The 14,751-nt window shown below is 72.8% G+C and carries 13 protein-coding genes; 8 read left to right on the top strand and 5 right to left on the bottom strand.

The window, feature by feature from the left end; translation table 11 throughout:
- Nucleotides 1-166 precede the first annotated feature (166 nt).
- The 3 genes from AB0E19_RS07450 (at nucleotide 167) to AB0E19_RS07440 (ending at nucleotide 3,021) form a co-directional block, all read left to right on the top strand.
- A complete protein-coding gene (locus AB0E19_RS07450) occupies nucleotides 167-1,102 on the top strand; it encodes an ABC transporter ATP-binding protein (RefSeq protein WP_362174728.1) in 936 nt (311 codons plus the stop codon).
- 112 nt (nucleotides 1,103-1,214) lie between these two features.
- A complete protein-coding gene (locus AB0E19_RS07445; RefSeq protein WP_362174725.1) occupies nucleotides 1,215-1,979 on the top strand; it encodes an ABC transporter permease in 765 nt (254 codons plus the stop codon).
- A gap of 73 nt (nucleotides 1,980-2,052) precedes the next feature.
- Nucleotides 2,053-3,021: a COX15/CtaA family protein gene (locus AB0E19_RS07440; protein ID WP_362174914.1), complete on the top strand. Its 969-nt coding sequence runs from the start codon at nucleotides 2,053-2,055 to the stop codon at nucleotides 3,019-3,021.
- A gap of 7 nt (nucleotides 3,022-3,028) precedes the next feature.
- Here AB0E19_RS07440 and AB0E19_RS07435 read toward each other — a convergent pair whose 3' ends face one another.
- The 3 genes from AB0E19_RS07435 to AB0E19_RS07425 form a co-directional block, all read right to left on the bottom strand.
- On the bottom strand, nucleotides 3,029-4,108 hold the full coding sequence (locus AB0E19_RS07435) for an amidohydrolase family protein (protein ID WP_362174722.1): 1,080 nt from the start codon (nucleotides 4,106-4,108) through the stop codon (nucleotides 3,029-3,031).
- A gap of 195 nt (nucleotides 4,109-4,303) precedes the next feature.
- Nucleotides 4,304-4,648, bottom strand: a complete 345-nt coding sequence (locus AB0E19_RS07430) for a hypothetical protein (RefSeq protein WP_360600669.1) — start codon at nucleotides 4,646-4,648, stop codon at nucleotides 4,304-4,306.
- A gap of 91 nt (nucleotides 4,649-4,739) precedes the next feature.
- A complete protein-coding gene (locus tag AB0E19_RS07425; protein ID WP_362174718.1) occupies nucleotides 4,740-5,687 on the bottom strand; it encodes a heme o synthase in 948 nt (315 codons plus the stop codon).
- 385 nt (nucleotides 5,688-6,072) lie between these two features.
- Here AB0E19_RS07425 and tkt point away from each other — a divergent pair, with 385 nt between their 5' ends.
- Genes tkt through pgl form a run of 5 tightly spaced genes read left to right on the top strand, consistent with a single transcriptional unit; the run spans nucleotide 6,073 to nucleotide 12,669 of the window.
- Nucleotides 6,073-8,160: a transketolase gene (gene tkt, locus AB0E19_RS07420; protein WP_362174715.1), complete on the top strand. Its 2,088-nt coding sequence runs from the start codon at nucleotides 6,073-6,075 to the stop codon at nucleotides 8,158-8,160.
- A gap of 36 nt (nucleotides 8,161-8,196) precedes the next feature.
- Nucleotides 8,197-9,321 carry a transaldolase gene (gene tal / locus AB0E19_RS07415; protein ID WP_360600663.1) on the top strand — a complete coding sequence of 375 codons (1,125 nt, stop codon included), beginning with the start codon at nucleotides 8,197-8,199 and terminating at the stop codon, nucleotides 9,319-9,321.
- 5 nt (nucleotides 9,322-9,326) lie between these two features.
- Nucleotides 9,327-10,859, top strand: coding sequence for a glucose-6-phosphate dehydrogenase (gene zwf / locus AB0E19_RS07410; RefSeq protein ID WP_362174711.1), 1,533 nt, complete (start codon nucleotides 9,327-9,329; stop codon nucleotides 10,857-10,859).
- Nucleotides 10,856-11,920 carry a glucose-6-phosphate dehydrogenase assembly protein OpcA gene (gene opcA / locus AB0E19_RS07405; RefSeq protein ID WP_362174708.1) on the top strand — a complete coding sequence of 355 codons (1,065 nt, stop codon included), beginning with the start codon at nucleotides 10,856-10,858 and terminating at the stop codon, nucleotides 11,918-11,920. The genes zwf and opcA overlap by 4 nt, the downstream gene beginning before the upstream one ends.
- Nucleotides 11,917-12,669 (top strand): 6-phosphogluconolactonase, encoded by a 753-nt coding sequence (gene pgl, locus AB0E19_RS07400; RefSeq protein ID WP_362174705.1) that lies wholly within the window; start codon nucleotides 11,917-11,919, stop codon nucleotides 12,667-12,669. The genes opcA and pgl overlap by 4 nt, the downstream gene beginning before the upstream one ends.
- Before the next feature lie 28 nt (nucleotides 12,670-12,697).
- Here the strand turns inward: pgl and AB0E19_RS07395 are convergent, their stop codons facing one another.
- Both AB0E19_RS07395 and AB0E19_RS07390 read right to left on the bottom strand, forming a co-directional pair.
- Nucleotides 12,698-14,254: a PH domain-containing protein gene (locus AB0E19_RS07395; protein ID WP_362174702.1), complete on the bottom strand. Its 1,557-nt coding sequence runs from the start codon at nucleotides 14,252-14,254 to the stop codon at nucleotides 12,698-12,700.
- A complete protein-coding gene (locus tag AB0E19_RS07390; RefSeq protein ID WP_362174699.1) occupies nucleotides 14,251-14,751 on the bottom strand; it encodes a PH domain-containing protein in 501 nt (166 codons plus the stop codon). Before AB0E19_RS07390 ends, AB0E19_RS07395 begins: the two co-directional genes overlap by 4 nt.

Raw genomic sequence — 14,751 nt, 5'->3', positions numbered from 1 at the left:
CCATTGTTGCGTAATTAATCAGGCAGTGACAAGCCGCGCCGGAAGCGGTCACGATGGCGTGCATCACTCAGGTAAGGCTTACCTGACCTGCGGAAACGATCATTGGTGGGATGAATCCGGGGCCCGGACGGTCGGGGCCCGCCCACCCTCTCCTAGACTTCCGGGCATGCGAAACGAGTCCGTCGACACCGCCGTCCGCGTCCGCGGCCTGGTCAAGCGGTACGGCACCAAGACCGCCGTCGACGGCCTCGACCTCGACGTGCGGACCGGCACCGTCACCGCCGTCCTCGGCCCCAACGGCGCCGGCAAGACCACCACGATCGAGACCTGCGAGGGCTACCGGAAGCCGGACGCCGGCACCGTCCGCGTCCTCGGCCTCGACCCCCTCGCCGACGCCGCCGCCCTGCGCCCCCGCGTCGGCGTGATGCTCCAGTCCGGCGGCGTCTACTCCGGCGCGCGCGCCGACGAGATGCTCCGCCACATGGCCAAGCTGCACGCCCACCCGCTCGACGTCGACGCGCTGATCGAACGCCTCGGCCTCGGCTCCTGCGGCCGTACGACCTACCGGCGGCTCTCCGGCGGCCAGCAGCAGCGGCTCGCCCTCGCCATGGCCGTCGTCGGCCGCCCCGAACTCGTCTTCCTCGACGAGCCCACCGCCGGCCTCGACCCGCAGGCCCGCCGCGCCACCTGGGACCTCGTCCGCGAGCTGCGCGCCGACGGCGCCACCGTGGTCCTCACCACCCACTTCATGCAGGAGGCCGAGGAGCTCGCCGACGACGTCGCCATCGTCGACGCCGGCCGGGTCGCCGCCCAGGGCAGCCCCGAACAGCTCTGCCGCGGCGGCGCCGAGAACACCCTCCGCTTCACCGGCCGCCCCGGCCTCGACCTCGGCTCCCTGCTCAAGGCGCTCCCGGACGGCACCGAGGCGGCCGAGCCGCTCCCCGGCACGTACCGGATCACCGGCGCCGTCGACCCCCAGCTGCTCGCCACCGTCACCACCTGGTGCGCCCAGCACGGCGTGATGCCCGACCGCATCTCGGTCGAGCGCCACACCCTCGAAGACGTTTTTCTGGAGCTGACCGGCAAGGAGCTGAGGTCATGAAGGCGGGCAAGCCCGAGATCTGCCGGGGGTCCGGCCCGCGGCGCAGCCGCAATCGGGCGCAGTGTCCCCCGGGAAAGCACAGCCTCGAACTGACCGGCAAGGAGCTGCGCGCATGAGCGCCGGTACGTACGCGCCGAAGCCGGGGGCCGCCCCCGTCGGGCGGATGATCGCTGCCCAGACCGCCCTGGAGACCCGGATGCTGCTCCGCAACGGCGAGCAGCTCCTCCTCACGGTGATCATCCCGTCCCTCCTGCTGGTGCTCTTCTCGACCGTCGACGTCGTCGACACGGGCGACGGGAAGGCCGTGGACTTCCTCGCCCCGGGCGTCCTCGCGCTCGCCGTGATGTCCACCGCCTTCACCGGCCAGGCCATCGCCACCGGCTTCGAGCGCCGCTACGGCGTCCTCAAGCGGCTCGGCGCCTCGCCGCTGCCCCGCTGGGCCCTGATGACCTCCAAGACGCTCGCCGTCCTGGTCACCGAGGTCCTGCAGATCGTGCTCCTGACCGCGATCGCGTTCGGCCTCGGGTGGTCCCCGCACGGCAATCCGCTCGCCGTGCTGCTCCTCCTCGTGCTCGGCACCGCCGCCTTCTCCGGGCTCGGCCTGCTGATGGCCGGCACGCTCAAGGCCGAGGCGACCCTCGCCGCCGCCAACCTGGTCTTCCTGCTGCTGCTCGTCGGCGGCGGCGTGATCGTCCCGCTGGAGAAGTTCGGCGCGGCCGGCGACGTGCTGGCACTGCTGCCGATCTCCGCCCTCTCCGACGGCCTCAGGGACGTCCTCCAGGACGGCGCGGGGATGCCGTGGGCCGACGCCGGGATCCTCGCCGTCTGGGCCGTCCTGGGCCTCGGCGCGGCGGCGAGGTTCTTCCGCTGGGAGTAGCGGCACCGGGCCAGAGGGTGACGTTTCCCGACAAGGCCCCCCTCGTGAAACCGTGCACAAGCCCGCGCCTACGATAGGGCCCGTGCAGACCCCCCTCGCCTTCATCGCCCAGCGCTGGACTCCGTCCCCCCGGATCCTCCGGCGCGCCGCGCTCTCCGCCGTCGTGATGAGCGTGCTCATCATCGTCACGGGCGGCGCGGTCCGGCTGACCGGTTCCGGTCTCGGCTGCGACACCTGGCCGAAGTGCACGGACGACAGCCTGATCGTGACGCCCGAGCAGGGCTACCGCGGGCTGATCGAGTTCGGCAACCGGATGCTGACCTACGTCCTGTCGGCCGCGGTCGGCTGGGCGATCGTCGCCGCCCGCTCGACCAAGCCGTGGCGCCGCGGCCTCACCCGCTGGGGCTGGGCGCAGTTCTGGATCGTGATGAGCAACGCCGTCATCGGCGGCATCACCGTCTGGATGGGCCTCAACCCGTGGACCGTTGCCGGCCACTTCCTGGCCGCCAACGCGCTGCTGACCGTCGCCGTGATCACCTGGCACCGGACCGGCGAGGGCGACACCGCCCCGCGTCCGCGCGTGCCGGGGCCGGTGCGGAAGCTGTCCTGGGCGATCACGGTCACCTCGGGCCTGCTGATCGTGCTGGGCACCACGGTGACCGGCGCCGGCAAGCACGCGGGCGACAGCAGCGACGTGCCCCGCATGCCATGGGACTGGACGAACGCCGCGCACCTCCACGCCATCGCCGCCTGGGCCGTCTGCGCCCTCGCCGTCGCCATGTGGCTGGTCCTGCGCGTCGTCGACGCCCCGGACGACACCCGCGCCCGCGCCCGCGACCTGCTGATCGTGCTGCTCGCGCAGGGAGCCATCGGCTACGTCCAGTACTTCACCGGCGTCCCGGAGCTCCTCGTCGCCGCCCACATGCTCGGCTCCTCGCTGATGTGGATCGCCGTGCTCCGGCTGGCCCTGAGCCTGCGCGAGCGCCCGGTGGCCACCCCGGACATCCCGGCCCAGGCGGACCCGGAGCTCGCGAGGGCCTGAGCCCGGCTCAGGCGAGCCGGTAGACCCGCGTCGCGTTCTCCGCCGCGATCATCGCGGCGACCCGCTGGGCGTCGGTACGGGACCAGGCTCCGTCCTGGACCCAGGCGCCGAGCACCCGGCCGAGGGCGGTGCGGAAGGCGCTCGCGGCGACCACGTGCAGCTCGGGCAGGGCGCGGGCGCCGCTGGAGTAGAGGAGCTTGCCGAACGGGGCGAGCTCCAGCACCTCGGCGAGGACGTCCGCCGCCCGCGCCCCGGTGTGCGCCAGGGCGGCGCCCAGGTCGGCGTAGAGGTGCGGGAAGACGGCCGCCATCCGGGCGGCCGTGCGGTGGTGCGGCGTGCCGTGCAGCAGCACGAGGTCGGCGCCGAGCCCGGCGGTGGCGGCGGCGAAGCCGGCCAGTCCGGCCGGGTCCCGGTCCCCGGTGTGCAGCTGGAGCGGCCGGCCCGCGCCCACCGCGATCCACAGCAGGCGGCGCAGCAGCACCGGCGAGTCCAGGGGGCCGCCGGCGGTCCGCTCCGCGAGCCAGCGTCCGGCGGCGCGGCGGGTCTCGGCGCGCCCGGGGGGCTCCGCGTCGGCGGCGAGGCCGCAGCGCGCGGCGGAGACCGAGGAGAAGGCCACGGAGCGCGTCGCGGCGTCCTGGACGGCCTCGGTGAGGTTCGCGAGGAAGGCGTCGACGGTGCCCGAGGTGTCGGCGACCTGCTCGGCGAGGGGTTCGAGGCGGACGATCTCGTGGGCGCGGGCCTCGCCCGCGGCGGCCAGCTCGGAGGGCCCGGTGAGATCGCCGGGAAGGCCGGTGTCGACGAGGTACGTGGCGATGCCGGCGGCGCGCAGCAGCCGGCGGCCGGTCTCGGCGACGCCGAGCTCGCGACGGCGGGCGAGGTAGCGGGCCGGCGGGCAGTGGGGTTCGAGACCGAGGAGCGGCGGGCACCAGCGCCGTACGGCGAAGCCCGTCTGGGTGTCGAAGAAGGTGGTGCCGGAGGCGGGCAGCACGGCGGCGGGGCCGAGGTGGGCCTCGAAGGTGCCGAGACCCAGCTCCGTCCGGAGCACCCCGTGGCAGTACTGGTCCACCAGGCGCGGCGTGTCGATCATCTCGGGGGCTCCCTGCGTGGACGTGTCTCCACACGTCCTAACGGGTGAGCCCCGCGCGAGGTTGTTGCCTGGAAGCCCCGGCGTCACCCGATCCGCCCGCCGAGGCGGGCGGTCCGGCCGTCACCTGTCCGGCCGTCACTCGCCCGGCGGGTCGCCGGCCCGGCGGTCGGGCGGCTCCGGTCGGGCGGCTCCGGTTCAGGCGTTGGCGGGGCCGCCGAGCTGGATGCCGGCCATGCGGGTCCACTCGTAGGGGCCGGTCACGACCTTCGCGGCGAACTCGCCGTCGAACTCGTCGTGGAGGGTCAGCTCGGCCTTCTCCGCGGCCTGCTGGGCGATCGCGTAGGTGGGGGCCACCAGGTCGCCCCAGCCGCCGTCCTCGCCGACGAGGACGATCCGGGTGCCGGCCTGGCCGATGTGGGCGAGCTGGCCCTCGACCCCGCCGTGCTCCTTGCCGAAGGCGCGGATCTCCTTGGCCAGCTTGGCCGCCTTGCGCGCGTCGCGCGGGGCGACGGCCGTGGTGTCTTCCTTGGTGTCTGCCATGACAAGGATGCTACCGAGCGGTAGATCGACTGACGACGGCCGGGCCGCGTGGGACAGCCCACACGACCCGGCCGTCGGAGCCGGAGGACGGCTAGCGCAGGAAGGGGTCCACCGCGACCGCCACGAAGAGCAGCGAGACGTAGGTGATGGACCAGTGGAAGAGGCGCATCTCCTTGAGCTGCGCGCCGCTGACCTCGGCCTTGGCGCGGTTGAGGAGGCCGTGCGCCTCCCAGAGCCACCAGCCGCCGGTGGCCAGGGCGACGGCGGTGTAGAACCAGCCGGTGTAGCCCAGCGGGGTGAGCAGCAGAGAGACCGCGACCATGACCCAGCTGTAGGCGACGATCTGCTTGGCGACGACCTTGTTGGAGGCGATCACGGGGAGCATGGGCACGCCCACGCGCGCGTAGTCCTCCTTCACCTTCATCGACAGCGGCCAGTAGTGCGGCGGCGTCCAGAAGAAGATGACCATGAAGAGGATGACGGCGGCCCAGGACATCGAGTTCGTGACCGACGACCAGCCGATGAGGACCGGCATGCAGCCGGCGATGCCGCCCCAGACGATGTTCTGCGCGGTGCGCCGCTTCAGGAGCATCGTGTAGATCACGACGTAGAAGAGGAGCGCGCCGAGCGAGAGCCAGGCGGAGAGCCAGTTGACGAGCAGGCCGAACCAGAGGGTGGAGACGACGGCCAGGGTGAGGCCGAAGACCAGGCCCTCGCGCGGCGAGACCATTCCGGTGACCAGCGGACGCTGCGAGGTGCGGTCCATCAGCGCGTCGATGTCGCGGTCGATGTACATGTTGAGCGCGTTGGCCCCGCCGGCGGAGAGGTAGCCGCCGAAGCAGGTGGCGAGCACCAGCCACAGGTCCGGCACACCCTGCTCGGCGAGGAACATCACCGGAACGGTGGTGATGAGCAGCAGTTCGATGATCCGCGGCTTGGTCAGCGCCACGAATGCCTTGACGCGGGCCCCGAACGGCCGATGGCCCCCCGGGCCGTTAGCCAGGACGACCCCTGCGGGTCGGGACTCGACGGCCGTCACGCACACCCCTGACAGAGAAATTCCCAGCAAGTTCCCCGGATAAAGACGGGGTGAAACTTGCGCGTACCACGCCACTGTAGACGTTGCCCAGACGCCGATCTTCGCGGGGGTGGGGTCGTGTTGGCGGGGCTCACCCGTGGGCGCGCGTCCCCTCTCCCGTCACCCCTCGTACCGCCCCTCGCGACCCCCCTCGTATCAAGGGGCGGACACCCTTCGGCGCGCCGTTCGGGAGGCGAACCGCCACGGCCACCGGCAGTCTTGCTCCGTCCGCTCATTTGAGGGGCATGGACACGAAAAGAGGGGGCTTTTTCGGGGGTAGGCTCGACAGCGCCGGTACACCCTCAGTCACCGGCTACAGACATGTGGAGAGGAGCCCTGACCCAGGGTGAGCACTAAGCCGACCACCACAGACCTCCAGTGGACCGATTTGGACCAGCGGGCCGTCGACACCGCCCGCATCCTGGCCGCGGACGCCGTACAGAAGGTCGGCAACGGCCATCCCGGTACGGCGATGAGCCTCGCGCCGGCCGCGTACACCCTCTTCCAGAAGGTGATGCGCCACGACCCGTCCGACCCCGAGTGGGTCGGCCGCGACCGCTTCGTGCTCTCCGCGGGCCACTCCTCCCTGACCCTGTACACCCAGCTGTACCTGGGCGGCTTCGGTCTGGAGCTCGACGACCTGAAGGCCTTCCGCACCTGGGGCTCGAAGACCCCGGGCCACCCCGAGTACGGCCACACGGCCGGCGTCGAGACCACCACGGGCCCGCTGGGCCAGGGCGTGGCGAACGCGGTGGGCATGGCGATGGCCGCCCGCTACGAGCGCGGTCTCTTCGACCCGGAGGCGGCCCCCGGCACCTCCCCCTTCGACCACAAGGTCTACGTGATCGCCGGCGACGGCTGCCTCCAGGAGGGCATCTCCGCCGAGGCGTCCTCGCTCGCGGGCCACCAGAAGCTCGGCAACCTGATCCTGCTGTGGGACGACAACCACATCTCGATCGAGGGCGACACCGAGACCGCCGTGTCCGAGGACACGATGAAGCGGTACGAGGCGTACGGCTGGCACGTGCAGCGCGTCGAGCCGAAGGCCGACGGCGACCTGGACCCGGCCGCCCTGTACGCGGCGATCAAGGCCGCCGAGGCCGAGACCGAGCGTCCGTCCTTCATCGCGATGCGCTCGATCATCGCCTGGCCCGCGCCGAACGCGCAGAACACCGAGGCCGCGCACGGCTCGGCGCTCGGCGACGACGAGGTCGCGGCCACCAAGCGCGTCCTGGGCTTCGACCCGGAGCAGAGCTTCGAGGTCACCGACGAGGTCATCGGCCACACCCGCGCGCTGGGCGACCGCGGCCGCGAGGCCCGCGCCGCCTGGGACAAGCAGCTCGCCGAGTGGCGTACGGCCAACCCGGAGCGGGCCGCCGAGTTCGACCGGATCCAGGCGAACGAGCTGCCGGCCGGCTGGGAGGAGAAGCTCCCGGTCTTCGAGGCGGGCAAGTCCGTCGCCACCCGTGCCGCCTCGGGCAAGGTCCTCCAGGCGCTGGGCGAGGTCGTCCCGGAGCTGTGGGGCGGCTCCGCCGACCTCGCGGGCTCGAACAACACGACGATCGACAAGTCGTCGTCGTTCCTCCCCGAGGGCAACCCGCTGCCGGAGGCCCACCCGTACGGCCGCACGATCCACTTCGGCATCCGCGAGCACGCCATGGCCGCGGAGATGAACGGCATCGCGCTGCACGGCAACACCCGCATCTACGGCGGCACCTTCCTGGTCTTCTCGGACTACATGCGCAACGCGGTGCGCCTGTCGGCCCTGATGCACGTGCCGGTCACCTACGTGTGGACGCACGACTCGATCGGCCTCGGCGAGGACGGCCCGACCCACCAGCCGGTGGAGCACCTGGCCTCGCTGCGCGCGATCCCGGGTCTGAACGTGGTCCGCCCGGCCGACGCCAACGAGACGGCGATCGCCTGGCGCGAGATCATGAAGCGGCACACCCGCGAGTACCTGAAGGGCGCGCCGCACGGTCTGGCGCTCACCCGTCAGGGCGTGCCGACCTACGCGCCGAACGAGGACGCGGCCAAGGGCGGCTACGTGCTCTTCGACGCCGAGGGCGGCACCCCGCAGGTCGTGATCATCGCGACCGGCTCCGAGGTGCACCTGGCCGTCGAGGCCCGTGAGCAGCTCCAGGCCGAGGGCGTCCCGACCCGGGTCGTCTCGATGCCGTCCGTGGAGTGGTTCGAGGAGCAGGACCAGGCGTACAAGGACTCCGTCCTGCCGCCGTCGGTGAAGGCGCGGGTCGCGGTCGAGGCCGGTGTCGGCCTGACCTGGCACCGGTACGTCGGTGACGCCGGCCGGATCGTCTCGCTGGAGCACTTCGGTGCCTCGGCCGACGCCAAGGTCCTGTTCCGTGAGTTCGGTTTCACGCCGGAGGCCGTCGCTTCCGCCGCTCGGGAATCGATCGCCGCCGCCGCGCGCTGACGCGGATACGTACGACTTTTTGGAGATGCATTTCTCATGACAGACGCTCTCAAGCGCCTCTCCGACGAAGGCGTCGCGATCTGGCTGGACGACCTGTCGCGCAAGCGGATCACGTCCGGCAACCTGGCCGAGCTGATCGACCAGTCGCACGTGGTCGGGGTCACCACCAACCCGTCGATCTTCCAGAAGGCGATCACCTCCGGCGACGGGTACGAGCAGCAGCTCGCCGACCTGGCCGCCCGCAAGGTGACCGTGGACGAGGCCATCCGCATGATCACGACGGCGGACGTCCGCGACGCCGCCGACATCCTGCGCCCGGTCTTCGACGCGACCGAGGGCCAGGACGGCCGGGTCTCGATCGAGGTCGACCCGCGGCTCGCCCACGAGACGGTCGCCACCATCGCCGAGGCCAAGCAGTTGGCCTGGCTGGTGGACCGCCCCAACACGCTCATCAAGATCCCGGCCACCCAGGCGGGCCTGCCGGCGATCACCGAGGTCATCGGCCTCGGCATCAGCGTGAACGTGACGCTGATCTTCTCCCTGGAGCGCTACCGCGCCGTCATGGACGCCTACCTGGCGGGCCTGGAGAAGGCCCGTGAGCGCGGCCTCGACCTGGCGAAGATCCACTCGGTGGCGTCCTTCTTCGTCTCCCGCGTGGACACGGAGATCGACAAGCGCCTGGACGGCATCGGCACCGACGAGGCCAAGGCCCTCAAGGGCAAGGCCGCGCTCGCCAACGCGCGCCTGGCCTACGAGGCGTACGAGGAGGTCTTCTCGGACTCCTCGGAGCGCTGGGCGGCCCTGGACAAGGCGCACGCCAACAAGCAGCGCCCGCTGTGGGCCTCGACCGGCGTCAAGGACCCGGCGTACAAGGACACGCTGTACGTGGTGGACCTGGTCGCCCCGGGCACGGTGAACACCATGCCGGAGGCGACCCTGGAGGCCACCGCCGACCACGGCGAGGTCGCCGGCGACACCATCCGCGGCACCTACGACGCCTCCCGCGAGGTCCTGGCGGCCGTCGGCAAGCTGGGCATCTCCTACGACGAGGTCGTCCAGCTCCTGGAGGACGAGGGCGTCGAGAAGTTCGAGGCGTCCTGGAACGACCTGCTCGGTTCGACCGAGGCGGAGCTCGCGCGCCGCGTCCCTTCGGAGGGCTGACCACTTTGAGCACCGTCGACGGAGTCAACCCGCTCCGTGACGCCGCCGACCGACGGCTCCCGCGCATCGCGGGGCCGTCGGGCCTGGTCATCTTCGGCGTCACGGGCGATTTGTCCCGTAAGAAGCTGATGCCCGCCGTGTACGACCTGGCCAACCGCGGCCTGCTGCCGCCGGGCTTCTCGCTCGTCGGCTTCGCCCGCCGGGAATGGCAGGACGAGGACTTCGCGCAGGAGGTCCACGACGCGGTCAAGCAGCACGCCCGCACCCCCTTCCGCGAGGAGGTCTGGCAGCAGCTCATCCAGGGCATGCGGTTCGTCCAGGGCGACTTCGACAGCGACGAGGCCTTCGAGCAGCTGAAGGAGACCATCCAGGAGCTGGACAAGGCCCAGGGCACCGGGGGCAACTTCGCCTTCTACCTGTCCGTGCCGCCGAAGTTCTTCCCCCTGGTCGTCCAGCAGCTGAAGAAGCACGGCCTCGCCGACCAGAAGAACGGCTCCTGGCGCCGCGCCGTCATCGAGAAGCCCTTCGGCCACGACCTCGCCTCCGCCAAGGAGCTCAACGAGGTCGTCCACGAGGTCTTCCCGCCCGAGGCGGTCTTCCGCATCGACCACTACCTCGGCAAGGAGACCGTCCAGAACATCCTGGCGCTCCGCTTCGCCAACACGCTCTTCGAGCCGACCTGGAACCGGTCGTACGTCGACCACGTCCAGATCACCATGGCCGAGGACATCGGCATCGGCGGCCGCGCCGGCTACTACGACGGCATCGGCGCCGCCCGTGACGTCATCCAGAACCACCTGCTCCAGCTGCTCGCGCTGACCGCGATGGAGGAGCCCGCCTCCTTCGACGCCGACGCGCTCGCCGCGGAGAAGACCAAGGTCCTGGGCGCGGTCCGGCTGCCGAAGGACCTGGCGAAGTCCACCGTCCGCGGTCAGTACGCGGCCGGCTGGCAGGGCGGCGCGAAGGCCGTCGGCTACCTCGAGGAAGAGGGCATCGACCCCCAGTCGAAGACCGACACCTACGCGGCGATCAAGCTGGAGATCGACAACCGCCGCTGGGCGGGCGTCCCCTTCTACCTGCGCACCGGCAAGCGCCTCGGCCGCCGGGTCACCGAGATCGCGGTGGTCTTCCAGCGCGCCCCGCACTCCCCCTTCGACCACACGTCGACGGAGGAGCTGGGCCGCAACGCCATCGTCATCCGGGTGCAGCCCGACGAGGGCGTCACCGTCCGCTTCGGCTCCAAGGTGCCCGGCACCCAGATGGAGATCCGGGACGTGTCGATGGACTTCGCCTACGGCGAGTCCTTCACCGAGTCCAGCCCCGAGGCGTACGAGCGGCTCATCCTGGACGTCCTGCTCGGCGACTCCAACCTCTTCCCGCGCGTGGAGGAGGTCGAGCTGTCCTGGAAGATCCTCGACCCGATCGAGCAGTACTGGGACAAGCACGGCAAGCCCGCCCAGTACGAGTCCGGGACCTGGGGTCCGGTCGAGGCGGACGAGATGCTCGCACGAGACGGCAGGAGCTGGCGCCGGCCATGAAGACCGACCTGACGGACACCACGTCCTCGAAGATCAACAAGGCGCTGGTGCTCGGGCGGCGGGCGATCGGCACCCCGGCCGTCGGCATGGTGCTCACCCTCGTCATCGTCACCGACGAGGAGAACGCCTACGACGCCCTGAAGGCGGCCAACGAGGCCTCCCGCGAGCACCCCTCGCGCACCCTCGTGGTCATCAAGCGGGGCTCGCGCTCGCCCCGGGACCGGGCCAACACCCGGCTCGACGCCGAGGTCCGCCTCGGCGCCGACGCCGGCTCCGGGGAGACGGTGATCCTCCGGCTGTACGGCGAGGTCGTCGACCACGCCCAGTCGGTGGTCCTGCCGCTGCTCCTCCCGGACGCCCCCGTCGTCGTCTGGTGGCCGGTGAACGCGCCGACCGACCCGGCGAACGACCCGCTGGGCGCCCTCGCCCAGCGGCGGGTGACCGACACGTACGCCGCCGAGCAGCCCATCGAGGAGCTGACCGCGCGGGCGGGCACGTACACCCCCGGCGACACGGACCTGTCGTGGACCCGGATCACCCCGTGGCGCTCGATGCTGGCCGCCGCGCTCGACCAGGTCCACTGCACGGTGACCTCGGCCGACGTGGAGGGCGAGGAGTTCAACCCGAGCGTCGAGCTCCTCGCGATGTGGCTGGCCGAGCGGCTGAAGGTGCCGGTGCGGCGCTCCCGGTCGAACGGTCCGGGCCTCACCTCCGTACGGCTGCAGACCAGCGCCGGACCGATCGTCCTCGACCGGCCCGACGGCTCGCTCGCCACCCTCTCCATACAGGGACAGCCGGACCGCGCGGTGGCGCTCAAGCGGCGCGAGACGGCCGAGCTGATCGCGGAGGAGCTGCGCCGGCTCGACCCGGACGACACCTACGCGGCGTCGCTGCGGTACGGCCTGGAGCGGCTCGACGAGGAGGTGGCCACCACCGCCCCCGCGCCCGAGCAGCCGGTGGACGTGACCGCCGCCCCGGCCGAGGCCGCCGAGGCCCGGGCCGAGACGGAGAAGAAGGCGCCCGCCAAGAAGGCCCCGGCGAAGAAGGCGGCGGCCAAGTGAGCGCCCCGCGCCTGGTGGTCCACCGGACCAAGGAGCTGATGGCCGAGGCCGCGGCGGCCCGGCTGATCACCGCGGTCGTGGACGCCCAGTCCGCCCGGGGCACCGCCTCGATCGTGCTGACCGGCGGCCGCAACGGCAACGGCCTGCTCGCCGCGCTCGGCGCGGCGCCCGCCCGGGACGCGATCGACTGGTCGCGGCTCGACCTGTGGTGGGGCGACGAGCGGTTCCTGCCCGAGGGCGACCCGGAGCGGAACGTCACCCAGGCCCGCGAGGCGCTGCTCGACCGGGTCCCACTGGACCCGGCCCGGGTGCACGCCATGCCGGCCTCGGACGGACCGTACGGGGACGACGCCGACGCCGCCGCGGCGGCCTACGCGGCCGAGCTGGCCGCCGCGGCCGGCCCGGGGGCCGAGGTGCCGGCCTTCGACGTGCTGATGCTGGGCGTCGGCCCGGACACCCACGTGGCCTCGCTCTTCCCGGAGCTCCCGGCGGTCCGGGAGACCGGGCGGACGGTGGTCGGGGTGCACGACGCGCCCAAGCCGCCGCCGACCCGGATCTCCCTGACCCTCCCGGCGATCCGGGCGGCCCGGGAGGTCTGGCTGCTCGCGGCCGGCGAGGACAAGGCGAAGGCCGCGGCCCTCGCGCTCTCCGGCGACGCGGAGGAGGCACGGGTCCCGGCGTCCGGGGCCCGCGGCACCGAGCGCACGCTGTGGCTGATGGACACGACGGCGGCCTCGGAGCTGGCGTAGCGCCGACAGCCCCGTGCGGAGGCCCGGTTCACCGAGAGGTGGGCCGGGCCTCCGGCGTTCCGGCCGGCGCCTCGGCCGGTGCGTCCGCCGGTACGAGGAAGGGCGCGAGCAGCCCCGGTACGGCCCGGTCGGCGAGGGCGAGGCCCTGGGACTCCCCGGCGTCCAGGACATCGTAGGCGCCCTCCCCCGCGGCCGTGGTGGCGGTGACGGTGAGGATCCCGGCGCGACGCTGGAAGGACGACTGCTTGACCGTCCAGCCGATGATCCCGGTCCGCTGCAGGGCGACGGTCGCCCGGCGTACCGTGCCCGAACGGGTGACCAGATATCCGCCGCTGACGGTGTGTCCGAGGGAGCGGTACGCGTCCCGGGCCAGGAGCACGGCGAGCGGCGCGAGCACCACGGTCCAGCCGGCCGCCACGTACAGCAGCACCGGCGTCAGGAGCGCCCCGAGGAGGGCGAGGACGGCGGCGGGCAGCAGCACGGCGGCGAGGGCCCAGCGGAGCCTGCGGGTGCGGGCGGCACGGGGGTGGGCGGCGAGCGGGGCGGAGGTGGGCGGTTCCGGCTCGCGCAGCACCTCGGCGGCGACGCGGTCGGCGACGGCCCGGGGCGCGGCCGGGAGCAGGGCCTTGAGGTCGGTGTGCTTCTCGTCGTCGTCCTCGGTGAGGCCGGTGGCGACGGCGTCGAGCCGGGCGGCTCCGAAGAGCCGGACGCCGAGCGGCTCGACCCGTTCGACGCCGCGCAGCCGGCGCTCCTCCAGGGTGACCGAGCGGGCGGTGAACAGGCCGCGGCGGACCCGGAGGGTGCCGCCCGGTTCGCGTTCGAGCCGGAAGTTCCACCACATCTCGATCCAGAGGCCGAGGGCGCCGACCGCGCCGGCGAGGGTGGCGAGGAGGACCAGGTCGACGATCATCCAGGTCAGCGAGACGGACGCGAAGCGGTCCCCTATCCAGTCGATGACCTCGGCCTGGGCGCCGAACCACTCGCTGACCTGCATGACCGCTCCGGCCGCGGCGCCGCCGAGGGCCGGGGCGACGAAGGAGACGGGGGCGTAGCGGATCCAGCGGGGGTCGAGGACGGCGAGGGTGCCGTCGTGGGCGGGGTCGGCCGCTTCGGCGGGACGGGTGAGGAGTTCGCGGCGGAGCCGTTCGCCCTCGGCGCGGGTGACGAGTTCGAGTTCGAGGGTGGACTCGCCGCCGCCGGTGGACTCGCCGGTGCCGATGCGGACCTTGACGAGGCCGGGGACGCGCTGGAGCGGGTTGGCGGTGAGGTCGACGCTGCGGATCCGGTCGCGGGCCAGGGAGCGGCGCTTGAGGAGGAGCAGGCCGGTGTGGAGTTCGATCCGGTCGGGGCCGATCCGGTAGCGGGTGCGCCGGCAGCGCACCCAGTCGGCGACGGTGCCGCCGCCGACGAGGAGGGCGGCGCCGGCGAGGACCCAGGCGACGGCCTGCCACAGCGGCCGGCCGCCGGCGAGTCCGGCGGCCACGGGCACTCCGGCGCCGACCGCGATCCCGCAGAACACGGCGGCGGTGACGAGGAGGGTGCGCGGGTCGAGCCGCCGCCACTCCCCCTCGGGCCCGGCGCTCACGTGGCGTCCCCGGGGGTGGCCCGGGTGAGCGCGGTGAGCCGTTCGGCGAGTTCGGCGGCGAGCTCGTGGTCGAGCCCCTCCGCCCGGAGCGCGCCCTTGGAGGAGGCGGTGGTGACGGTGACGGTGGCGAGCCCGAAGAGCTGCTCCAGCGGGCCGCGTACGGTGTCCACGGTCTGGATCCGGGACATGGGGGCGATCCGCCACTCCTGCCACAGGGCTCCGGTGCGGACGTACACGGCCTCGTCGGTGACCTCCCAGCGGTGCACCCGGTACCACCAGGCGGGGAAGAACGCGGTGCAGGCGAGCCCGAGGGCGGCCAGGACGGCGGCCGCGGCGAGCAGCCAGGTCCTGGCCGGTCCGATCAGGACGCCGAGCACGGCCAGGACGGCGACCGGGACGGCGGTGCCGAGCAGGCACCGGGTCCGCCACCAGCCGACCGCCCTGCGGTCCACGGCGTTCCTGGGCGGCCGGAGCCGTACCGCGTCCTCCCCCGCCAT

This window comes from Streptomyces sp. NPDC047974 (genome assembly GCF_040653375.1).
Lineage (GTDB): Bacteria > Actinomycetota > Actinomycetes > Streptomycetales > Streptomycetaceae > Streptomyces.
This window is presented reverse-complemented; position numbering and strand designations above follow the sequence as displayed.